This is a genomic window from Micromonospora arida (assembly GCF_042873195.1).
Classification (GTDB): domain Bacteria; phylum Actinomycetota; class Actinomycetes; order Mycobacteriales; family Micromonosporaceae; genus Micromonospora; species Micromonospora arida.
Genome location: NZ_JBIALC010000006.1, coordinates 260,570 through 281,551 on the forward strand (window position 1 = coordinate 260,570; position 20,982 = coordinate 281,551).

At 72.4% G+C, this 20,982-nt stretch carries 20 protein-coding genes; 9 read left to right on the top strand and 11 right to left on the bottom strand.

Features of this window, described 5'->3' with window-relative positions:
- The first annotated feature begins 28 nt into the window (after positions 1–28).
- Positions 29–631 (top strand): DUF4232 domain-containing protein, encoded by a 603-nt coding sequence (locus ACFYP0_RS20050; protein ID WP_386997090.1) that lies wholly within the window; start codon positions 29–31, stop codon positions 629–631.
- On the opposite strand, the gene ACFYP0_RS20055 is transcribed toward ACFYP0_RS20050, so the two are convergent.
- Together ACFYP0_RS20055 and ACFYP0_RS20060 are read right to left on the bottom strand one after the other, a co-directional pair.
- Positions 621–1,487, bottom strand: a complete 867-nt coding sequence (locus ACFYP0_RS20055; RefSeq protein WP_124860392.1) for an ABC transporter permease — start codon at positions 1,485–1,487, stop codon at positions 621–623. The genes ACFYP0_RS20050 and ACFYP0_RS20055 overlap by 11 nt on opposite strands.
- The gene (locus tag ACFYP0_RS20060; protein ID WP_355497426.1) at positions 1,487–4,351 is read right to left on the bottom strand and encodes an alpha/beta fold hydrolase; all 2,865 of its coding nucleotides are present in this window, start codon (positions 4,349–4,351) and stop codon (positions 1,487–1,489) included. Before ACFYP0_RS20060 ends, ACFYP0_RS20055 begins: the two co-directional genes overlap by 1 nt.
- A gap of 372 nt (positions 4,352–4,723) precedes the next feature.
- Here ACFYP0_RS20060 and ACFYP0_RS20065 point away from each other — a divergent pair, with 372 nt between their 5' ends.
- The 8 genes from ACFYP0_RS20065 to ACFYP0_RS20100 all read left to right on the top strand — a co-directional run bounded on the left by ACFYP0_RS20065 (position 4,724) and on the right by ACFYP0_RS20100 (position 14,010).
- Entirely contained in the window at positions 4,724–5,902 is a 1,179-nt protein-coding gene (locus ACFYP0_RS20065; protein ID WP_124860396.1) for a hypothetical protein, read from the top strand.
- A complete protein-coding gene (locus ACFYP0_RS20070; protein ID WP_355497429.1) occupies positions 5,889–8,507 on the top strand; it encodes a sensor histidine kinase in 2,619 nt (872 codons plus the stop codon). The genes ACFYP0_RS20065 and ACFYP0_RS20070 overlap by 14 nt, the downstream gene beginning before the upstream one ends.
- Positions 8,504–8,977: a roadblock/LC7 domain-containing protein gene (locus tag ACFYP0_RS20075; protein WP_091402960.1), complete on the top strand. Its 474-nt coding sequence runs from the start codon at positions 8,504–8,506 to the stop codon at positions 8,975–8,977. The genes ACFYP0_RS20070 and ACFYP0_RS20075 overlap by 4 nt, the downstream gene beginning before the upstream one ends.
- The gene (locus tag ACFYP0_RS20080) at positions 8,974–9,462 is read left to right on the top strand and encodes a DUF742 domain-containing protein (protein WP_355497433.1); all 489 of its coding nucleotides are present in this window, start codon (positions 8,974–8,976) and stop codon (positions 9,460–9,462) included. The genes ACFYP0_RS20075 and ACFYP0_RS20080 overlap by 4 nt, the downstream gene beginning before the upstream one ends.
- Positions 9,440–10,195: a GTP-binding protein gene (locus ACFYP0_RS20085; RefSeq protein ID WP_208741346.1), complete on the top strand. Its 756-nt coding sequence runs from the start codon at positions 9,440–9,442 to the stop codon at positions 10,193–10,195. The genes ACFYP0_RS20080 and ACFYP0_RS20085 overlap by 23 nt, the downstream gene beginning before the upstream one ends.
- A gap of 38 nt (positions 10,196–10,233) precedes the next feature.
- Complete coding sequence (locus ACFYP0_RS20090; protein WP_355497436.1) at positions 10,234–10,734, top strand: hypothetical protein; 501 nt, start codon at positions 10,234–10,236, stop codon at positions 10,732–10,734.
- Between the two features lie 36 nt (positions 10,735–10,770).
- Positions 10,771–12,984, top strand: a complete 2,214-nt coding sequence (locus ACFYP0_RS20095; protein ID WP_386997095.1) for an AAA family ATPase — start codon at positions 10,771–10,773, stop codon at positions 12,982–12,984.
- 93 nt (positions 12,985–13,077) lie between these two features.
- On the top strand, positions 13,078–14,010 hold the full coding sequence (locus tag ACFYP0_RS20100) for an SMP-30/gluconolactonase/LRE family protein (RefSeq protein WP_386997097.1): 933 nt from the start codon (positions 13,078–13,080) through the stop codon (positions 14,008–14,010).
- Between the two features lie 51 nt (positions 14,011–14,061).
- On the opposite strand, the gene ACFYP0_RS20105 is transcribed toward ACFYP0_RS20100, so the two are convergent.
- From ACFYP0_RS20105 to ACFYP0_RS20145, 9 genes are all read right to left on the bottom strand, one after another.
- Entirely contained in the window at positions 14,062–14,571 is a 510-nt protein-coding gene (locus ACFYP0_RS20105; RefSeq protein WP_356978161.1) for a GNAT family N-acetyltransferase, read from the bottom strand.
- Positions 14,572–14,720: 149 nt separating this feature from the next.
- Positions 14,721–15,608, bottom strand: a complete 888-nt coding sequence (locus tag ACFYP0_RS20110; protein ID WP_356978159.1) for a hypothetical protein — start codon at positions 15,606–15,608, stop codon at positions 14,721–14,723.
- On the bottom strand, positions 15,577–16,176 hold the full coding sequence (locus ACFYP0_RS20115) for a DUF3618 domain-containing protein (RefSeq protein ID WP_386997100.1): 600 nt from the start codon (positions 16,174–16,176) through the stop codon (positions 15,577–15,579). Before ACFYP0_RS20115 ends, ACFYP0_RS20110 begins: the two co-directional genes overlap by 32 nt.
- Before the next feature lie 22 nt (positions 16,177–16,198).
- Positions 16,199–16,594 carry a phage holin family protein gene (locus tag ACFYP0_RS20120; RefSeq protein ID WP_124860412.1) on the bottom strand — a complete coding sequence of 132 codons (396 nt, stop codon included), beginning with the start codon at positions 16,592–16,594 and terminating at the stop codon, positions 16,199–16,201.
- Positions 16,591–17,229, bottom strand: coding sequence for a hypothetical protein (locus ACFYP0_RS20125; RefSeq protein ID WP_386997102.1), 639 nt, complete (start codon positions 17,227–17,229; stop codon positions 16,591–16,593). Before ACFYP0_RS20125 ends, ACFYP0_RS20120 begins: the two co-directional genes overlap by 4 nt.
- Before the next feature lie 218 nt (positions 17,230–17,447).
- Positions 17,448–17,855, bottom strand: a complete 408-nt coding sequence (locus ACFYP0_RS20130; protein ID WP_356978153.1) for a DUF3263 domain-containing protein — start codon at positions 17,853–17,855, stop codon at positions 17,448–17,450.
- Between the two features lie 110 nt (positions 17,856–17,965).
- Complete coding sequence (locus ACFYP0_RS20135; protein ID WP_386997105.1) at positions 17,966–18,982, bottom strand: ABC transporter permease subunit; 1,017 nt, start codon at positions 18,980–18,982, stop codon at positions 17,966–17,968.
- Complete coding sequence (locus tag ACFYP0_RS20140) at positions 18,979–19,989, bottom strand: ABC transporter ATP-binding protein (RefSeq protein WP_355497457.1); 1,011 nt, start codon at positions 19,987–19,989, stop codon at positions 18,979–18,981. Before ACFYP0_RS20140 ends, ACFYP0_RS20135 begins: the two co-directional genes overlap by 4 nt.
- A gap of 121 nt (positions 19,990–20,110) precedes the next feature.
- The gene (locus ACFYP0_RS20145; RefSeq protein ID WP_053654382.1) at positions 20,111–20,896 is read right to left on the bottom strand and encodes a DeoR/GlpR family DNA-binding transcription regulator; all 786 of its coding nucleotides are present in this window, start codon (positions 20,894–20,896) and stop codon (positions 20,111–20,113) included.
- Between the last annotated feature and the right edge of the window lie 86 nt (positions 20,897–20,982).

Below are 20,982 nucleotides of genomic sequence, written 5' to 3' on the forward strand. Positions count from 1 at the left end.
TGCTGGGCAGGTGGGCGAGGATCAACGGATGATCTTCCGTGACACGGCAGCACCGCGACGCATCACCGCGACGGTCGCGATGACGCTCGTGCTCGGCGGCTGCACTCTCGACCATCGCGGCCAGTCCGGAGATCCGAGCCAGCCACCCCCCGTTTCGAGGGCGCAAGCAGACCCGACCGCCAGCACCGAGCCGCCGGCCGAGTGCCCGACGAGCGGCGTTCGGATCCGGTCGACCGGCGGGGACGCCGCGATGGGCCTGCGCGCCCTCGGCCTGGAGTTGGTCAACTGCGGCGAGCGCCCCTACCAGCTCGACGGGTACCCGGTGCTGCACGTGTTCGACGAAGCCCGCGAGCCGATCATGCTGCGGGTGGTCAACGGTGCCAAGGAGATCACCTCGGGCTTCGACCAGCCACCCCGGCAGGTCACCCTCGCCGCCGGGGAGCGGGCCACCGCAGTGGTGCTCTGGCGCAACCTGGTCACCGACTCGACAGTGGTGGCCACCAACGGCGAGTTCCTGACGGTGGCGCCCGCCGCCGGACAGCCGGCCGACGAGGTCGACCCGGACGGGCCGATCGACCTCGGCAACACCGGCCGGATCGGCGTCAGCGCCTGGAAGAAGGCTACGACGTGATGTCCTTGCGGGTGAAGCGCCAGAACGCCAACCCCCAGAACAGCGTCGCGTAACTGATCGCCGAGATGCAGCCGCGCACCACATCGTCGGTCTGCACCGGGGTCGACAGCAGACCCAGCCAGGCGGTGCTGAAGTGGGTGGGCAGGAAGTCGCGCAGCGCGCCCAGGGCGGTGATCTGGTCCAGGATGCTGGACAGGATCCAGAGCAGAACCGCACCACCCACCGCGCCCAGCGCGGCGTCCGTGATCACCGACAGCAGGAACGCCAGGCCGGCCACCACCAGCAGGACGACCGCCAGGTAGCCCAGCACGGCCAGCAACCGGAGCAGCCCCTCGGTGGGTTCCAGCTCGGCGGCGACAGTGCTGCGCAGCGGCGACCAGCCGTAGCGCAGGGTGCCGGCCAGCAACGCGGTGCCGGCCAACAGGATCAGGGCCAGTCCCGAGTACGCGAGCGCGACCACCAGCTTCACCGTCAACAACCGCGCCCGGGGCACCGGGATCGCCAGCAGATACCGCAGGCTGCCCCAGCTCGCCTCGCTGGCCACCGTGTCGCCGCAGAACAGTGCGACGACCACCACCAACAGGAACGACGCCGACACGAAGATCGAGAACAGGGTGAAGTTGAGCCCGCCCGAGGTGGCCAGCTCGACCAGGCTGGCGAACTCGTTGCGACCGTTGTCGTCGTCGCCGCCCGAGTCGAACTGGAACGCGATCAGGATGATCAGCGGCAGCAACACCATGAACCCGAGCGCCAACTGGGTCCGCCGCCGGGACGCCTGCCGACGGAACTCCGCCACGAACGGCATGGTGGCCGACGGCCGGTAGCCACGGGCCTCACCCGCGTCAGTAACAACCATCACCGGTCACCGCTTCCCCGAGAATTCTCGCCCACCAGGGCGAGGAACGCGTCCTCCAGGCGCCGCCGAGGCACCACCCGGTCCACCCCGATGCCGGCGCGCACCAGCTCCGCCACCACCTCGCTGCGGGCCGTGCCGTTGGTGTCGACCACCAGTTGGCCGTCGCTCTCCGGCAGCACGCGGACCCCGTGCAGCCGGTCCAGCACCGCCCGCGCCGCCACCGGGTCGGTGACGTCGAAGAGCACGCTCGGCGACTCGCCCACGATCTCCTCCACCGGCCCGGACGCCACGATCCGGCCCTTGTTCACCACCACCGCGTGCGTGCACGTCTGCTCCACCTCGGCCAGCAGGTGACTGGAGACCAGCACCGCCCGGCCGTCCGTGGCGTACCGCTGGAGCACCCGGCGCATCTCGGCGATCTGCGGCGGGTCGAGCCCGTCGGTCGGCTCGTCCAACACCAGCAGTTCGGGGAGACCGAGCATGGCCTGGGCGATGGCGAGCCGCTGGCGCATCCCGTGGCTGTAGTTCTTGATCCTCCGGTGCACCGAGTCACCCAACCCGGCGATCTCCAGCGCCGCGTCGAACTGTGCGTCCTCCCACGGTCGCCCGGTGGCCCGCCAGTACGCCTTCAGGTTGTCCAGACCCGACAGGTGCGGCAGGAAGCCCGGCCCCTCCACCAGCGCCCCGATCCGGGACAGCACCGGCGAGCCGGGCACCAGCCGACGACCGAAGACGTAGATCTCCCCGGCGGTCGGCTGGGTCAGCCCCATCAGCACCCGCAGAGTGGTGGTCTTGCCGGCACCGTTCGGCCCGAGCAGACCCACGACCTGACCGGGGTGCACCTCGAAGTCCACGTTCGACACGGCGACGAAGCCGTCCGCGTACTCCTTGCGCAGCGCGCGCACGGCCAGCGGGGTGTCCGCGTACTCCGGGTGCACCGACCGGTCCTGGCGGCGATGCCGGCGGCGGACCAGGGCGACGACCACGACGAGCCCGATCACGATGGCGGCGAGCAGGCCGGCGAGCACCCAGCGCCAGATCGTCGCCGCGGTGGGGATCGGCTCACCGCTGACCGTGGGCAGGCTGACCGCACCGTCCGCGGCCACCGTGTAGACAGTCGGCGCGGCCGGCGTGGTGTACGCCTGGTCGGAGGTGGCCACCACCAGCCGCAGCCGGTGCCCGGCCTCCACCCGGCGGACGATCCCGGGCAGCGTCACGGTGACCGGGCGGGCGTCCTGCACCCGCTGCGGTAGGCCGGTGAGCCGGATCGGGGCGACCAGGCCGTTCGGCAGGGTGGCCGCGCCGTCCGGGTCGACGTCGTAGAGCTTGACGAAGAGCACCGCCTCGCCGGTCGGCGACGCGGCCCGCAGGGTGACGGTGGGCGCACCGGCCACGTCCACGGCCTCGGTCAGCGGGGTGGACTCGAACCGGGCGTGCTGGCCGGGCACGTCACCGGCCACGCCGTCCAGCAGCGAGGCGAGCCCGCCGGCGAACGGGATCGAGGAGATGGCAGCCGGGTTGCCGTTCGGCGGGTTCGCGATCGGCTGTGCCGGGCCGGCGACCGTCACCTCCCGCCGGGCGTTGCCGGTGAGGCCCGGGTAGTCGGCGCGGCGGAAACCGGTGGCGACGAGACCCCGGTCGAGCGCGTCGAAGCCGGCGATCCGCGACCAGGTGAAGTCGTCGCCGGGCGCGTCTCCCTCGCCCTTGACGTAGTGGTCGAGCCACTGGACGGTCAGGAACTTCACGCGGTCGGAGTCCGAGCGGGGTCCACTGCCACCGTCGTGCCCGCCGGTGAACCAGGCGACCCGTACCGGGGTGCCGGTGGCGGCGATGCCGCGCGCGTTCGCATCCGCCTCACCGAGCGGGAAGAGGGTGTCCGCCTCGCCCTGCACCAGCAGGGTGGGGGCCTTGATCCGGTCCAGCACACCGGCCGGGCTGGAGCGGCGCAGCAGGTCCACGGCGGCCTGGTCGGCGCGACCGGTCGTGGCGATCCGGAGGTACGCGGCGCAGACGTCGGCGGCGAACCGGCCGCAGGACGGGTCGGCGGCACCGGCCGGGGCGCCACCGGGACCGGTGCCGGGGCCGGCACCTGGCCCGGGGCTGGGCGGGCCGGCCGACTCCGGTGCGCCCTGCGGCTGGGCGGCGGTCGCGCCGGAGAGCCCGGCCGGGCCGGAGCCCACGTTGCCGCCCCCGCCGAAGAAGAGGCCGGCCCAACCCTTCTTGAACACACCCTCGGTCGGCGCTCCGCCGGTGCTCTCCGGCAGGAACGCGCGGGACAGGTCGTTCCACGTGATCATGGGCACGATCGCGTCGACCCGACGGTCCTGGGCGGCCAACAGCAACGCCAACCCACCGCCGTACGAGCCGCCGACCACACCGACCTTCGGGTCGCCGGGGGCGTCGGTGCGCACCTCCGGCCGCGCGGCCAGCCAGTCCAGCAGCCGCTCAGCGTCGCGTACCTCGTAGTCCGGGTTGTCCAGGTGGATCTCACCGCCGCTGCGGCCGAAACCCCGCGCGGTCCAGGTGAGCACCGCGTAGCCGCGCCCGGCGAACTCCTCCGCGTCGGAGCGCACCGACTCCTTCGTGCCGCCGAACCCGTGCGCCAGCAGCACCGCCGGCACCTTCCGACCGGACGAGGCGTCGTCCGGCAGGTAGAGGGTGGTGTCCAGGTTCACCGGTTGGTCACCGGACGGTCCGGAGCGGACGGTGAGCATCGCGCTCTCGGTACGTACGCCCGGTCCCTGTGGCCACACCGCCCAGGTCACGGCGGCGGCCAACAGCACGACGACCACCGCGGCGGCGATCGCCCGGCGGCGGGTGGGAAGGGCACGCCGGAACCACGCGGCCGGCGACGGCGATGTCATGCGGCACACGGTACGGCCCGCAGCCTGAGCGTTGGCTGAGATCCGCCGTACGTCCGTCCGGTTGCCCCGATCGGTGCGCGGTGGGGTGCGAGCGCGCATCGATCGACGCGGCACAGTGAGTTGAGTTCGGATCCTGTGAATTCCGATCTTCCGCGGATATCCACCTCGATCCCTCCATGTCACACCCACAGCTGACACGGAGCGTGCCGATGACGCGGACAAATGGTGACATGGCTCGAAGTGACGCGAACCTGACTAAGCGAGTTGGGTCTGCCCAGGCGGGGGTTCGATTAGTTTTCCGGTCCGGTGCACGGGACTTGTCGGCCAGCCCGACGCCGCGCCGATCAGCGCCCCACGCCGGAGGAGACACACATGACAGTCCCCGCGCCGCGGGCCCGTCGACGGCCGTCCACGCTGGGCCGGCTGCTGCCCCTGCTGCTCATCGGAGCACTGCTGGCACCGTTGGGCCTGCTCGTCACGTCGAACTGGCGGCAGGTCACCGACGATCGGGACCTCGCCGCCAGGGAACGGCTCGGCGTGCAGTACCTCACCGCTCTGGCGGCGGTCACCGACGCCCTCGTGGAGGCCCAGTCCAACGCGGTCAACGGTCGCCCCGTCGCCCGGGAGGCGTTGAACGAGGCGGTCGAAAAGGCCGCCGAGGTGGACGCCCGCATCGGCGGGGAGCTGCTCAGCCAGGAACGCTGGGCCGGCGTACGGGCCAAGCTGGAGGCGCTGCGCGGCCGGAGTGCCGCCGACCCCGAGGCCGCCTACACCGCTTACGGCGAGGTCTCCGACCTGCTGCTGGCCCTGCACCGGAAGGTTCGGGAGAGCTCCGGGCTGGTCCGTGACCCCGAGGCCGACTCCTTCTTCCTCCAGGACAGCGCCGGCCAGGAATTGCCCGAGGCGGTGGTGGCCGCCGGCCGGCTGGCCGACCTGGCCACGCTGGTCTCCCGCCGGCCGGCCGCCGAGCAACCGCGCGGCCTGCTGGAGCTGACCGGCCTGCGGGTGTCCGCCCTGGCCCCCGCCACCGATCTCGTCGACAACCTTCGCTCGGCCGTGGACGGGTCCGAGAGCACCGACCTCGGTGCCAACGTTCTGACCCCGCTGGACACCTACCAGCGCTCGGTGGAGGCGCTTTCCGCGTACTCCCTGCCGGGCAAGGAAACCGGCGTGGTCAACCCCGGCCAGTTGAGTGCCGCAGCGCTCAACTCGCACCGCTCCGCCCGCCAACTTCAGCCGGTCATCCTCACCGAACTGGACGCGGTGCTGGCCGAGCGCATCGACCGGCTCGACCGGGACCGCTGGCTGACCGCCGGGGCCGGTGTCGTCGCCGTCCTGCTGTTGGGCTGGCTGGCCGCGTTGCTGGTCGCCGCCGCTCGCCGGGCCCAGCGTCGGGCCGCCCTGGCCGCGACCCACGCGGAGAGTCCCGACACCCCACCACACCGCGACCCGTGGCAGCCGCCGGCCGACGAGCAGCGTGCGCTGCAACCGGTCGGTGCGGCCCGTGACCCGGAGACCGCACAGTGGGGGGCGTTCGATGCTGCTCGGTAGGCTCCGGATCCGCGGCAAGCTCGCGCTGCTCGTGGTGATTCCGCTCCTCAGCATGGTCGGCCTGGCCGTGCCGGTGATGCTCGACCGGGTCACCGCGGCACAGCGGGCCGGCGACACCGCCGAACGGGTCCGGCTCGCCAGCCGGGTCGGCAGCCTGGTCCAGGACCTCCAGCAGGAGCGCATCCTCTCCGTCGGTTTCCTGCTCGGCCGGGTCGAACGCAGTGAGCTGGTCCTCAAGTCCGCCGACGTGGACGACCGGGTGGCCGACCTCCGGGCGGCGCGGAGCGACGCGCTGACCGACCAGGTCGACCGCGCCCTCGACGGCGTGTCCGGCCTCATCGACCTGCGCACGGCCGTCCTGGCCCGGGCCGCCAACCCGGGTCAGGTGATAGACGCGTTCGGCCCGGTCAACAAGGGGATCATCGAGTCACTGCGGCTGGTGGTCGGAGTGGACACCGACACACGGGCGGGCCGGCAGGTGCTCGCCCTCGACGGGCTGCTCCGCGCCGACGAGGGCCTGGGCGCCTGCGCCACCCTGAGCCTGCTGGTCAAGGCGATCGGCACCCCGGACACCACTGCCGGGTATGTGGCGTGCATCGCCGCGCTCATGGTCGACAACTCGCGCTACCGCAGCCTGATCACGCCCGAGCAGCTCACTGTGGCCCAGCTCAACGACGCCGCCGTGGCCGCGCGTACCAGCCCCGACTTCCTGGTCAGGAGCGCCCGGGACCCGGCGGCCGCGGTCCGCGACGTGTCGTTGGAGGCGCTCTTCCCGGCCGTCCGCACGATGATCCGGCTCGGTCAGTTCGTCGAGAAGAAGCTGGTCGCCGACGTGCTCGCCGAGGTGACGGCCGAGCAGCGGCGCGCGCTGACCGCCGCGTACCTGGTCGGTGCCGCGGCGGCGTTGATCCTGACGCTGGTGGTGCTGCTCAGCGTGGCGGTGGCGCGGACGGTGGCCCGACCGCTGACCCGACTCACCCGCTCGGCCGACCGGGTCGCCCGGGTCGCCGAGGCGGAGCTGGTCCGGGTCACCGACGACGAGGCGGAGAGACCTCAAGCGGTCCGGCTGGAGCCGGTGGACATCCGCGCCAACGACGAGATCGGCGACCTGGCGCGGGCCTTCGACCGGGTGCAGAACACCGCGGCGCAACTGGTCGAGCGGCAGGTCGCGGGCCGACGCAACGTGGCGCAGATGTTCGGCCACGTCGGACGACGTACCCAGAACCTGGTGGGTCGGCAGATCGCGCTGATCGACCGGCTGGAGCAGCAGGAGGCCGACCCGGGCCGCCTGGAGCACCTGTACCGACTCGACCACATCTCCAGCCGGTTGCGGCGCAACGCCGGCAGCCTCGTGGTGCTCTCCGGCTCGGCCGGGGCCGACGCGCACACCGCGCCGGTGCCGCTGGCCGACGTGGTCCGGTTGGCGCTCGGTGAGATCGAGGACTACACCCGGGTGGAGGTGCAGGTGCCGGCGGGCGTCTCGGCCGCGCCGGCGGTGGTCGGTGACCTCGTCCTGGCGCTGGCCGAGCTGATGGAGAACGCCACCGTCTTCTCGCCGCCGCACACCCGGGTGCTGGTGGCGGCCGAGACGTCCGGCCTCGGCGCACGGATCACCGTGGTGGACCACGGCATCGGCATGAGCGAGCAACGGCTGGCTGATGAGAACGCCCGGCTCACCCGCCGGGAACGGCTCGACCTGGCCCCGACCGAGGTGCTCGGTCTCTTCGTGGTGGGCCGGTTGGCCCGTCGGCACGGCTGGCAGGTCGCACTGGCCGCCACCGGCGGCGGAGGGGTGACCGCACAGCTGGAGATCCCGTCGACGTCGCTGGTGCTGCGCCGCGCCGACCGCGCCGGGGTCACCGTGGCCCGCGCCGCGGTACCGGATCGGGATCGGCGGACGACGACGACGCCCAAGCCCGAGCAGGAAGCGCTGCCCAGTGGGGTGGCCGTCGCCGTGCCGGCCCGCTTCGACTCGGACCTGCTGAGCCGGGCCACCCGCAGCCTGGACGCCGGCCCGTCCTGGAACGCGTTCGGTCGGGGCCAGCCGGAGCAGGCCGTTCCCGAACCCCAGAGCCCCGAACCGGTGGGCAAACCGGGCGGGCCACGGGTACGGCAGCGGGTTCCCGGGGCCACGCTGCACGCCACCGCCCCGACGACCCGGCCGGTGGACGCCACCGGCGCGGACCCCGCCGCCGCCCGCGCGCTGGTGGAGGCCTTCCAAGCAGGTGTACGCCGCGCCGAGCTGCAGGTGGCGCCGCGCCTCGACGGCGCGACGGCGCGGACGGCCAGCGACCCGACGGCCAGCGCCGGGGCGGCCGTGGTGGACTTGGGCACGACCGTCGACCTGCCCAGCACCCCGGGAGGCGCCGGCCCCACGGTGCCGCGTGGTGGTGGCTCGACCGATGCCGCACCGGAGCGGCCCCGGTTGAGCCGGCGGGTGCCGGGAGCGAACCTCACCGCCACCCCGGCCTGCCAACCGCCCAGCACCCACCTCGGTGACCCGGCCGAGGTCCGCGACCTCATCAGCGAGTTCGAGGCGGGCGTCGCCCGCGCTCTCCGCGAAGTCAGCCCCGACCACCGGAACGAAGAAGGATCATCACGGTGACCAGCCCCTTCCTGCACGACAATGTCGACCAGAGTCAGCCCAGCGCCAACGGGGACCTCAGCCCGGAGGCCCGTACGTTCAACTGGCTGCTGGACTCCTTCACCTCCAGCACCGCCGGGGTCCTGGAAGCGATCGCGGTCTCCTCGGACGGTCTGCTGATGGCCATGTCGGCGATCAAGGATCGGTCCAACGCGGAGCGGTTGGCCGCCGTCGTGTCCGGGATGACCAGCCTCGCCGGTGGGGCCGCCAGTTGGTACGCCCTCGGCGGCCTGAACCGGGTGATCGTCGACATGGCCGACGGCTACCTGCTGATCAGCGCGATCAGCAGCGGTTCCGTGCTCGGGGTGGTCGCCGACCGGTCGGCCAACCTGGGCACCGTCGCGTACGAGATGACGCTCTTCGCCGGGCGGGCCGGTGGCGCCCTGACCCCGCGGCTGATCGTCGAGTTGAAGAACGCCGTTCAGCAGTGACCCCCGACGTCGCCGGCGAGGATCCGGATCCGGACCCGAGGGTTCGGATCCGCCCGTACCTGCGCACGTCACCCTCGGCCGGAGTGGGCGCGGCGGCGACACCGGCGCTGCCCGAGCCGGAGCCGGACGGGGACCAACCGGCCGGTCCCCGTCCGTTCGTGCTCACCTCCGGGCGGGTTGCGGGTGCCGACCCGGCGATCGGGCTGGAGACCCAGGTGACCGTCCGCATGGACAGCGGCTGGTGGGCCGGCCCGCCCGGCGCCCTGCTGGCACCGGAACTTCAGACGATCATCGCGCTCTGCGCCGAGCCGATCTCGGTGGCCGAGATCTCGGCCCGCGCCCGACTGCACTTCGGCGTGACGCGGGTCCTGGTCGGCGACCTACGGGCCGCCGGGCACCTGGACGTGCACGTGACCGACAGCGACGACGCTGTCGACCCCGATCTCATCCTGCGAGTGATTGATGGACTCCGTGCGATCTCCTGAATGGCCGGTCGCCCCGCTCGGCGGGGTCGCCGCGAACAGCGCCACCGCCCGTTACGGCATGTCCCCGGGCACCGGGCCGATAGTCGGGCGGGCGGGCCCACCACCGACCGCACCGCCTCCGTACCAGCCCTCGTCCGGTGCGGGGTCGATCCCTCCGACCGGTAAGCCGGCCGCACCGCCGATCCCGGTCAAGATCCTGGTGGCCGGTGGGTTCGGGGTGGGCAAGACCACCACCGTGGGTGCGATCTCCGAGATCGCGCCCCTGACCACCGAGGCCGAGATGACCACCGCCGGGATCGGCGTGGACGACCCGGGTGCCCGGTCCACCAAGACCACCACCACGGTGGCGATGGATTTCGGCTGCGTGACGATCGACCGCAGCCTGAAGCTCTACCTGTTCGGCACGCCGGGGCAGACCCGGTTCGGCTTCATGTGGGACGACCTGGCCCGGGGAGCGCTCGGCGCGCTGGTGGTGGTGGACAGCGCCCGGCTGGACGACTGCTTCCCGGCCATCGACTTCTTCGAGCGGGCCGGGCTGCCGTTCGTCGTCGGGGTCAACGCCTTCGACGGGCGACTGGCCCTGGAGCTCGGCGAGATCCGTTGGGCGCTGGCCATCGGTGATCATGTGCCCCTGGTGCAGTTCGATGCCCGCGACCGGCTCTCGGTGCGGGACGCACTACTGGTCGTCCTGGACCGCGCGCTGGACCGCGCTACCCGGGACAGGAGGGCCTGAGCCGACCAGCTCCGGCCGTGGCGGGAAGAGGTGATCTGGTGAGGGGCGACCTGGACGAGACGCTGGCCCGGCTGGCCCGACGTGAGGAGGCGTCGCGCCGTCGGGCCGCCGACCGTGACGACACCACCGCACCGTCGAGCCCGCCCGGCCTCGGCGGCGACACCCGCAACGCCCGTTCCGGCCGGCACGCCGGGGTGGAGGCCCCGAGCGAGGTGGCCGGTTGGGGGCCGGTCGAGGAGGTGGCCGAGGCGATCCGCCAGGTCGTCGGGGCCTACCCAGGGCTGGCGGTGACCGTGCAGGTGGAGCACGCCGGGCGGACGTACCCGATGCAGGTCTCCTGGAACGGGCCCACCGTCACGGTCGGCCCGGTTCCCCCGCCGACGCCGGTGGAACCCCCGCCGGCCTGGCCGCTCTCCGGGCGGACGGTGCCCGCCTGGGCACCCGGTCCGGACGGGTTGGCCCCAGACCCGGCGGCCCGGTTGGCCGAGCTGATCCGACGCGACCCGACGCTGTTGGACGAGCTGGATCCGCGGCGCTGACCGGCGGGGCTGGCTGCCGGCGGCTACGGTCGGGCAGTGGCGCAACCCGACCTGACCTTGACGGCGAGCCTGCGGCCGGCGGCGCTGGACGCCCGACGGGGCATCGTGCGCCTGCACCCGGAGGCGCTGACAGCGCTGGGGCTGCGCCCCGGCGACCCGGTCCGCCTTGTCGGCCGCCGGGAGACGGCCGGGATCGCGGCGGCGGCCGGGCCGGGCGCGAGCAGCGCCCTGCTGTACGCCGACGACCTGACGTTGGGCAACCTGGGTCTGCGCGGCGGCGGTCAGGTGCGGGTGAGCCCGGTGCCGTTGGTGTCGGCGAGCCGGGTCGTCCTCGCCGGCCCGGTGGGGGTCGTCGCGGCGGTCAGCCCGGAGATGCTCCGGCTCGCACTGCTGGGCAAGGTGCTCACCGCCGGGGACGACGTGTCGCTGCTGCCGCAGGACGTGCTGCCGGACGCCTCGGTCCGCAGCCTGGTCGAGGCGGCGCGACGCAGCCTCGCCAACACCGTCGGCTTCGCCTGGACCAGCACCCTGCTCAGCGTGGTAACGGTCGAGCCGGCGGCCGGCGCGCTGGTCACCATGGGCACATCGGTCGCCTGGGAGCACGGTGCGACGACCCACGGCGGGCCCGCCCCGGTCGGTGCCGCGTCGACCCGGCCGGGTACGAGCGCCGACGCCGTTCCGGCTGAGGACGCGCCCGACGTGGACGAGCTGCCCGGGCTGCGGGCCCAGGCCGAGGAGCTGACCGAGCTGCTGGACCTCGGCTTCCACCACCGGGAGGTGCTGGGCCGACTCGGCACCACCATCTCGTTGGGGGTGTTGCTCGTCGGCCCGGCGGGATCCGGGAAGTCGGCGCTGGTCCGGGCCGTGGCCGCCCGGGTCGGTGCCCGCGTCCACCCGCTCTGGGCGCCGGAGGTGGCCGCGTTGGCCAGTCCGGCCGCCGCCGAGCGGTTGCGCGTCGCGGCATCGGCGGCCCGGGCCGAAGGGCCGGCGGTACTGCTGGTCACCGACGTCGAGGCGCTCGCCCCCGCGGACGATCCCGGTCCGGTGGCGACGGTGTTCCGTCAGGTCCTCGCGGAGAGCATCCGCGCCGGCGTCGCCGTGGTCTGCACCACCAGCCGGCCGGAGGCGGTCGACCCGGCACTGCGCGCCCCCGACCTGCTGTCGCTGCGGATCAGCGTCCCGCTCCCGGATCAGGCGCTGCGCCGCGAACAGCTCACCGTGCTGACCCGGCAGGTGCCGCTGGCCGACGACGTCCGGCTGGACGAGGTGGCCGCGCGTACCCCCGGGTTCGTCGCGGCGGACCTGGCCGCGCTGGTCCGGGAGGCCGGGGTACGCGCGGCGCTGCGGCAGAAGGCCGCCGAGACGCCGACGGTGTCGATGGCCGACTTCACCGCCGCCCGGGAGGTGGTCCGACCCACCACGATGGCGGCATCCACCCTGGATCTGGCTTCGGTGACCCTGGACGACGTGGGCGGCCTCGACGAGGTCAAGCAGACGCTGACCGAGTCGGTGCTGTGGCCGCTGACCTACCCGGACACGTTCGCCCGGCTCGGCGTGCAGCCGCCGCGCGGCGTGCTGCTCTACGGGCCGCCGGGCTGCGGCAAGACCTACCTGGTCACCGCACTGGCCGGGTCGGGGCGGGCCAACGTGCTGTCGGTCAAGGGGGCCGAACTGCTCTCCAAGTGGGTCGGTGAGAGCGAGCGCGCGGTCCGCGAGCTGTTCCGTCGGGCCCGGGAGGCGGCCCCCACGCTGATCTTCCTGGACGAGGTGGATGCGCTGGCGCCGGTACGCGGCCAGGCCACCGACGGGGGCACCACGGACCGGGTGGTGGCCGCCCTGCTCACCGAGCTGGACGGGGTGGAGACGCTGCGCAACGTGGTGGTGGTCGGTGCGACGAACCGGCCGGACCTGGTCGACCCGGCGCTGCTGCGGCCGGGCCGGTTGGAGCGGCTGGTCTACGTGCCGCCGCCGGACGGGCCCGCCCGTGCGGAGATCCTGCGGGCCGCGTCCCGGCAGGTGCCGCTGGCACCGGACGTCGACCTGCCGGCTCTCGGCGACGAGCTGACCGGCTTCTCCGCCGCGGACTGCGCGGCGCTGATCCGCGAGGCGGCGTTGGCCGCGATGCGTGAGTCGCTCGCCGCCGCCACGGTCACGGCTGAGCACGTGTCGACCGCACGGGCCCGGGTACGACCGTCGTTGGACCCGGCCCAGGTCGCCAGCCTGGCCGCGTACGCCGCCGGCCGGGAGTGATCAGACCAGCACAACCTTTCGTCGCGCCCAGGACGTTCCTAAGGCGTCACATTCCTCAGTGGAGTCATTCACTGCGACGTCAGGTGGTGTTCCTTGCGCAAGCTGCTCTCTCTTCTCATCGTCCCCCTCGTGGCGGCGGCGACCCTGGCCTCGGTCGGTGCACCGGCGGCGGCTCATTCGGCGAAGCCGTTCCCCGCCCGGATCGCGCTGCCGAACGGGTTCACTCCGGAAGGACTGACGATCGGTCGTGGCACCACAGTCTTCGTGGGGTCCATTCTTGACGGTGCCGTGTGGCGGGGTGACTTACGCACCGGACGCGGCTCGGTGCTGATCCCCGGCACACCCGGCACCGACAAGGCGGGTCTCAAGCTCGACCCGCAGGGCCGGCTCTGGACCACCGACTTCTCCGGCGGGGGCGCGAGCGTGTACGACGCGGACACCGGCACCAGGCTGGCCCACTACCAGTTCACCGATGTTCCGGGCAGCTACGTCAACGACCTCGTGATCACCCAGCGAGCGGTCTACTTCACCGACTCTGCGCGGCAGGTGCTGTACGTGGTGCCCCTGGGCCCGGGTGGTCGCCTTCCGGCCCCCACCGCCTTCCGGGTGCTGCAGCTCAGCGGTCCGGCGGCCACTCCGGACGTCTACCACAACGGGATCGTGGCACTGCCGGACGGTGATCTGCTGGTCGCGCAGATGCTGACCGGCCAGCTCGTACGCGTCGACCCGCGTACCGGCGGCAGCCGCCTCGTCGACCTCGGGGGCTACTCGGTGGAACGGGCCGACGGCCTGGTGCTGCGCGGACGCACCCTCTACGTGATCCGGAACCTGACCAACGTCATCGCGGTGGTCCGGCTGAACGCCGGGTACACCGCCGGAGTGGTGCAGCGGGAGATCACCGGCCCGCAGCTGCGTTCGCCGGCCACCGGCGACCTGCTCGGCTCGGCGTTGTACGTGGTCAACGGCCGGTTCGACGTGGAGTCGACGCCGAGCACCGACTACGACATCGTTCGGCTGCCGGCCTGACCCAGGCGGTCGGCGGCGACCCTGTGGTCGCCGCCGGCCCCGACGGGCAGCTCAGAGCGCGGGCGGCGTCGAATCGAGGCAGATTTCGGCGCGCACCTTGCCGCCGTCCTCGCGCAGTTTCGCGCCACACTTCTGCAACACGGTGACCGCGCCGATGTTGTCCGGGGTCGTCTCGGCGACCACGGCCCGCATGCCCGCCCGAGCGGCGGCGTTCAGCAGCTCCCGTAGGGCAGCCGCGCCGATTCCCTGCCCGCGGGCGGACCGGCCGAGCCACATCCCGGTCTCCACCGTGCGCGCCTCGTCACAGCGCGTCATCCGGACCATGCCCATCACCTCGCCACCGACGAGGATGGCGTACATCTGCGAACCGGTCGGGCCGTCCAGCCCGCCGAAGCTTGCCCGGTGGAACTCGCGGAAAGCCTCACGACGGGCGAGCGACCAGCCGGCGGGGGCCTCGACCGGGGGCATCACATCACCCGGCTCCGCCTCAGCAGCCGCTACGGAGAGCAACGGCTCCAGGTTCCGTTCGTCCACCGGCTCCAGCCGGACCGCACCCGCCACGTGCCGCAGTCTGCCGCCCTCATCGGCCGAAGTCCACCCCATTGGCCATCCACTGGCGGTCCGGACAGCGGTACCGGCCGGTCGGGCGGCTGGGGTGTTCCACATCACGCTCTGTTGTCACCCGACCGGGTGTCACTGCACCAAAACGCCTACCCGAACTCGCAGAACACCACCGAAGCGTCGTCGGTGGACTTGTGTCGGCGCAGCCGATCGGGATGGTCGCGCTCGGCGTCCCGCACCCGGTCGATCAACTCGCCCGGACCGTCGAGGCTCAGCAGGTCCAGCAGACCGGCCCAGTCGGTGAGCGCGAACTGCTCCACCGCGCTGGACGCGCCGTCACTGAGCAGTGCCGCCCGCCGTAGCGCCCCCGGACCGCGCCGGGGCACGGTCCCGGTGACCGCGTGGAAGGCCGCGTCCGGGTCGGAGGCCGCCACCCAGTAGCCGTGGGTGCGGTTCATCCGCTCCCGCTGGACGCTCACGGCGTGCCGGAACCGGGTGACCGGGTCCGTCGCGCCGCCCGGCACGACCCTCACGGTCTCCCGCAGCTCCGCCATCGCCGCGTCCAGCCGGTTGTCGGTGACCACGCTGACCTGCCCGCCGGCGTCGAGGACCAGCGGACTGTCGCAGAGCACCAGGTAGTCCACCTGGTCGCCGCAGTCCCGCAGGAGGCAGACCGTGCTGGACGGGGTGCCCGGATGGTCGAGGTCGCACTGCCCGCCGTGGTCGGCGCGTACGGCGAGGATGGCCGCGGCCAGGTTGCTGGTCAGCCGGGCAGCCGGGCGTACCGCCTCGGCGACGCCGATCCGGGCAGCCAGGTGCCGGACGTACCACTCGGGCCCGTGCACGCAGCCGGTGTCGAAACCGTCCGGCACCGTCGCGCCGTCCAGGACACCGACCAGCGGGCCGAACCGGAAGACCAGGTCCTCGTTGACCGGCCGACCTGGGGCCGGCGCGGACGCGGAGCGTACCCGCATCAGCGACACCGGCCCCGGCGCACCGATCCGATCAGCGCTGTCGAAGGTCGTCGACGGCCGCATGCGTCTCCCCCTGCATATGACCGGCGGCCGAACGGCCCTGGTCGCGTACCGTGGACACGCCCTGCTGGGCGCTGGACCGCACCGACTGCGCAGCCTGCTGCGCAGGCTCCCGCAGGTTGTCCTGCATCTGGTGGCCGACCTGGCTCGCCTGCTCGCGCAGCTCACCGGAGTGCTCACTCACCATGCTCCGCGCGCGGCCGGCGAGTTGCCGCTCACGTCCGCTCGGCGGGATCAGTGAGGCGGCCAGCAGACCGACTCCGAAGGCGACCAGGCCGGCGGCCATCGGGTTGCCCTGAGCCTGCTCGCGGGAGTGCTGCCCGAGTGAACGGGTTTCGTCGCGTACCGAACCGGCCGCGTGGGACATCCGTTGGCCAGCCTCCTGGCCAAGGTGATTCGAGCCGCCCATCATCTTCTCCTTCGCTCTGGTGAGCGCCCCGCGGGCCTGCCCGACGCGGTCACCGGCGATCCGACGCGGGTTGACCCTGTCGGTCAGCGCGTCGACGTCACTGCTCAACTCGTTGCGGGTGGTCTCGATCTCCCGCCGGATCCGATCCGGATCAGTGGACATGACCTGTTCCCTCCCGACTCGTTCACCGACCCCGCAGGGCGTCCGGTAGCTCCCGGGCAGTCTGCTTCGTCCGGGGCAGAACCGCACGAGCCCGCTTGAGCTGGGTCCGGGCGTTGATGAAGAGACCACCGGCCACGGCGGCCCAGAGGACCGCGACGATCAGCGCCGCCCATCCCTGGTCCATCGTGTTGGAGAGCCCCCACCAGACGGCGTACGACACGAAGAGCACCGCCAGGAACCCGGCCAGCCCTGCAGCGCCGAACATCCCGCCGGCCTTGCCCGCCTGGCTGGCTTCCTCGCGCAGCTCGGCCTTGGCCAGTTCGACCTCCTTGCGCACCAGAGTGGACATGTCCCGGGTCACGTCGCCGATCAGCTCGCCGACCGAGGCCTGGGTCCGCTCCTTCTCCGGGGCGCTCACGGTGCCACCCCGCCGGGCAGGTCCCGCGCTTGTGTACCGGAGGGCGAGACGTTCTGCGCCCGCGCCGTACCCACGTACGGCTGCTGACCGGCGTCTGCCGTTGCACGCTGCGCGGATGACGGGGCACCGGACGCGCTTGCGGACCGACCGTTGCCCGAGGCCGGCGTGGTCAGGCCACGGGTGAGCCGTCCGACCAGCAGCCCGGCCACCGCCGCGCCCGCGAGGAACGTCGTCGGGTGCTGCCGCGCGTACGTGCGGACCTCGTCGAGCACCTCGCCGGGTTCGCGCTCGTCGAGCCAACCGGCGGCCTGCTGGGCGGCGTCGGCCGCCTTGCGTACCACCTGACCGGCCAACCCGGAATCGCCGTCCCGTTCGGCCATCGAACTGAGGTTCTGACCCAGGTCGCGCAGGCCCGCTGCGGCCCGCCGCTGCTGCGTCTGCGCCTGGTCCCGAATTTGCCCAGTGGCCTCACCGGTCAACTGCTGGGCCTGTCGCCGCGCCTCTGCGGCCACCTGCCCGCCCTGTTCAGCTGCGGTGTGGGCGACCTGACCTCCGGCCTGCGCGGTCTGCTGGCCGACGCGCGAGGCCTCCTGGCGGGCCTGCTGACCTGTGCCGCTCTGGTTCGTTGCCGTCATACCCCGCTCCATTCCTGGGCCCGAGGTCGCGTGCGACCCCGGAACGCCTCCCGCGTACCCGCCGGGCCAGCCCCCATGCGACCGCGGCGGGCCCGCCCGGCCCGCCGACCACCTCCGCGATCTTGCACTTTCTGCCCCGACAAAGACACCAAAGGCCGCAAGACGACGGCAGAAAGTACAAGATCGCCGGGGCAGAGTGCGGGGCCAGGGCCGGGGGATCAGCGGCGGCGGTTGCGGGCTCGTGAGGAGCGCAGGCGGCGGAGTCGGCTGATCAGCACCGGGTCGGCAGCGAGGGCTGCCGGATTGTCCAGCAGACCGTTGAGCAACTGGTAGTACCGGGTCGACGAGATCCCGAAGGTGTCCCGGACGGCCTGCTCCTTGGCGCCGGCGTGCCGCCACCACTGCTGCTCGAAGGCGAGGATGGCCCGCTCCCGCTCGGTCAGCCCCGGCGCCGGATCAGCGGGATCAGTGGGCTGCGCCGCCTCGTCGGCGGGTGGCGCGTCGGCGGTCTCGATGGACGGCGCCGGTCGGGGGTTCGGGACGGTCGGCCCGGCAGCACCCACGGCCTCACCCGGACGAGCGCCGATGGACGGCTCGGGGGCGGCCGGGGAGGTGTCGGCGGACATGTCGTTCAGCCTAGTCAGCGGCGACCAGGGACGCAGCAGGCGGCGCGGCCGGTCCGTACCGCCGGGAACCCCGACGGCCGGGCCGGCCGCGCCGCGTCACGTCGGTCAGGTCAGGAAATGTCGCGGCGGCGCATCGTCCAGAGCGCCGCCCCGAGGATCACCAGCACCGAGACCGAGAGCAGAACCGAGGACTGCTGCCAGGTGATGTCCATGGTGGCCGGCTTGCACTCCCCGTAGTAGGTCGCGTTGCAGGAGTCCCAGTCCTGCAACGTGACCGTCTTCGTCATCCAGGCCAGGATGTACGTGGGCAGCAGCCATGCCTCGGCGAACCGCACGCTCGCCATCTCCAGCAGGATGCCCAGACCGAACTGGCCGACGACCATCACCGCCACCACGCCACCGAGGGCCATCGCGGTGTGCCGACCCAACGAGGCGAGGGCGAAGCCGATGGTGGTGAGCACCAACACCAGCGCCACTCCGCGCAGACTGGTCAGCAGGAACGACTGCCAGACCCCGGAGGTCATCTTCTCGGTGCTGCCCCGGAACGTGGCGACCGCCCAGAACCCGGCGAACCACAGCACCGCGGCCGGGACCGTCACCGCCAGGATGCCGGTGAGCAGCGCAGCCAGCTTGGTGAGCAGTACGGTGAGCCGCTTCGGCCGCCAGAGCAGCAGGTTCATCATGCCGCCGGTGCTCCACTCGGCCCCGATGAAGGACGCGCCGACGACGAACCCGACCAGGGCGAGGATCGCCGCGAACGGGATCAGCGTCTCGTCGAACGTCTCCTTGAAGTTGAACGTCGAGGGCAGGAACCACTCGGCCTCGATCTGGTCACGGGACGGGGCGGTGATCACCGAGCAGTCGTCCGGGTAGCGACCGTCGGTCGCCGTACCGGCCGTCTTGGCCTTCTCGCACTCCACGCGCTCCTGCTCGCTCCAGCGCACCTGCTCCTGGTACTGCTGGTCGGCCTGACGCTCGGCCCGAGCGAGCTGGCCGGCGTCGATCTTCTGGTTGGTGAAGAACACCCCGACCACCACCGCGACCAGCACCAGCAGGCCGAGCAGCGTCGAGTAGCGGGTGAAGCGCCGCTTGGTGAGCCGGCGCAGCTCCGTACGAAAGAGGCTCACGCGCCCCACCCTCCCCCGGCGGGACCGGGCTGACCCGTCCCGCCAACCTTCGTGGACTCGTCGACCTGCCGGTGCTGACCGGGTACCGGTGCGGTGGCGGTCAGTTCGAGGAAGACGCTCTCCAGATCGACGGCGATCGGCGCCAACTCGCTGACGTAGAGGTTCTTCTCGGCGAGCAGCCGGGTCACCGAAGCCGGCTTGTCGACGCCGGCCAGCATCAGGTGGTCCGGGTGACCGGTGACCCGGATCCCCGCCTGGGTCAGCGCCTCGGTGGCCACCGGCAGGTCGCTGACCGCCTCCAGCCGGATCCGGACCGCACCGGACGAGTGCTGCGCGAGCACCTCGTCGACCGGACCGAACGCGACCCGTCGGCCCAGCGAGATGATGGTGACCGAGTCGCAGATCAGTTGGATCTCACCGAGGATGTGGCTGGACAGCACCACTGTCATTCCGGACTCGGCGAGGGTGCGCATCAGCGTGCGCATCTCCCGGATGCCGCCCGGGTCGAGGCCGTTGGCCGGCTCGTCGAGGATGAGCAGCTTCGGGTTCTTCAGCAGGGCCGAGGCCACGGCGAGCCGCTGCTTCATGCCCAACGAGTACGTCTTGACCCGCTCGCCGGCCCGGTCGCGCAGCCCGACGAGTTCCAGCACCTCGTCGACCCGGACGGCCGGCACCTCGCCCGCACCGGCGAGCAGGGACAGCGTGTCCCGGGCTGTGAAGTGCGGGAAGAACTGCGGGCTCTCCACTATCGCGCCGACCTGACCGGCGACCGTGGGCAGCGCGTCGGGAACCTCGTGCCCGAGCAGCGCCATCCGGCCACCGTCGGGTCGGATCAGGCCGAGCAGGGTACGCAGCGTAGTGGTCTTGCCGGACCCGTTGGGACCCAGGAAGCCGTGCACCTGCCCCGCGTCGACCCGCATGTCGAAGCCGTCGAGCGCGTTGCGGGTGCCGCGTCGACGACTCTTGTACGTCTTACGTAGACCTTCGATCTCCAGGACAGCTGGCAAGCTGCACCTCCCCCGATGGGTGGGCGTGACAGCCGACACCATACGCGGTATGCAGGAGTGCGCAATACGCGGTATGCATCGACGCGCCGATCAGGCTATTTCATCGACGGAGCGTGACCTCTCAGGCGCAGACGACCTGTACGCCGGCAGCGCGGAACGCGTCCACCACCTCCGGCGCGGCACCGGAGTCGGTCACCAGCGTCTCCACCCGCTCGACCGGGCAGATCCGGGCGAAGGCGTGACCGCCCAGCTTGGACGAGTCCGCGATGATCACCACGCGCTTGGCTCGGGCCACCATCAGGTTGTTCATCGCCGCCTCCCCCTCGTGGTGGGCGGCGGCGCCGAGCTGCGGGTCGATCGCGTCCACACCGAGCAGGGCGACGTCCAGGGTGACCTCGCGCAGCAGCGCCCCGCCCAGCGGGCCGACCAGCTCGAACGACTTCGGGCGCACCACGCCGCCGGCCACCACGACCTTCATCCGGGACCGGACCAGCAGCTCGTTGGCGATGTTCAGCGCGTTTGTCACCACTGTGAGCTGGGCACCCTCGGCGCTGGTGTTCAGATCCGGTCGCACGGCGAGCGCCCTCGCCACCTCGGTGCTGGTGGTGCCGCCGTTCAGGCCGACCACGGTGCCCGGCGTGACGAGCGCGGCGGCGGCGGCCCCGATCCGCTGCTTCTCGGCCGAGTGCTTGGCCGTCTTGTAGCGCAGCGGCAGGTCGTACGACACGCCGTTGGCGACCGCGCCGCCCCGGGTCCTCGTGATCATTTGCTGCTGCGCGAGCTGGTCGAAGTCACGCCGGATGGTGGCCTGGGAGACGTCCAGCCGCTCGGCTGCCGCCTCGACGCTGACCCGGCCGTTGTCGGTCAACATTTCGAGCAGGGCGTTCCATCTGGCGTACCGGTCCACCGCGGGGGCCCTCCCAGCAACTGCACGGACGGTGATTGATTGCGTGCACACTAGTGCGCGAAACTAGGCTGGCGCAAAAGACTGAC

Coding starts and splice junctions, on each gene's coding strand:
- ACFYP0_RS20130 (WP_356978153.1), bottom strand. CDS start 17,855: ATGTCCGCCGACACCTCCCCGGCCGCCCCCGAGCCGTCCATCGGCGCT.
- ACFYP0_RS20055 (WP_124860392.1), bottom strand. CDS start 1,487: ATGGTTGTTACTGACGCGGGTGAGGCCCGTGGCTACCGGCCGTCGGCC.
- ACFYP0_RS20085 (WP_208741346.1), top strand. CDS start 9,440: ATGGACTCCGTGCGATCTCCTGAATGGCCGGTCGCCCCGCTCGGCGGG.
- ACFYP0_RS20050 (WP_386997090.1), top strand. CDS start 29: ATGATCTTCCGTGACACGGCAGCACCGCGACGCATCACCGCGACGGTC.
- ACFYP0_RS20070 (WP_355497429.1), top strand. CDS start 5,889: ATGCTGCTCGGTAGGCTCCGGATCCGCGGCAAGCTCGCGCTGCTCGTG.
- ACFYP0_RS20065 (WP_124860396.1), top strand. CDS start 4,724: ATGACAGTCCCCGCGCCGCGGGCCCGTCGACGGCCGTCCACGCTGGGC.
- ACFYP0_RS20110 (WP_356978159.1), bottom strand. CDS start 15,608: ATGCGGCCGTCGACGACCTTCGACAGCGCTGATCGGATCGGTGCGCCG.
- ACFYP0_RS20125 (WP_386997102.1), bottom strand. CDS start 17,229: ATGACGGCAACGAACCAGAGCGGCACAGGTCAGCAGGCCCGCCAGGAG.
- ACFYP0_RS20060 (WP_355497426.1), bottom strand. CDS start 4,351: ATGACATCGCCGTCGCCGGCCGCGTGGTTCCGGCGTGCCCTTCCCACC.
- ACFYP0_RS20115 (WP_386997100.1), bottom strand. CDS start 16,176: ATGTCCACTGATCCGGATCGGATCCGGCGGGAGATCGAGACCACCCGC.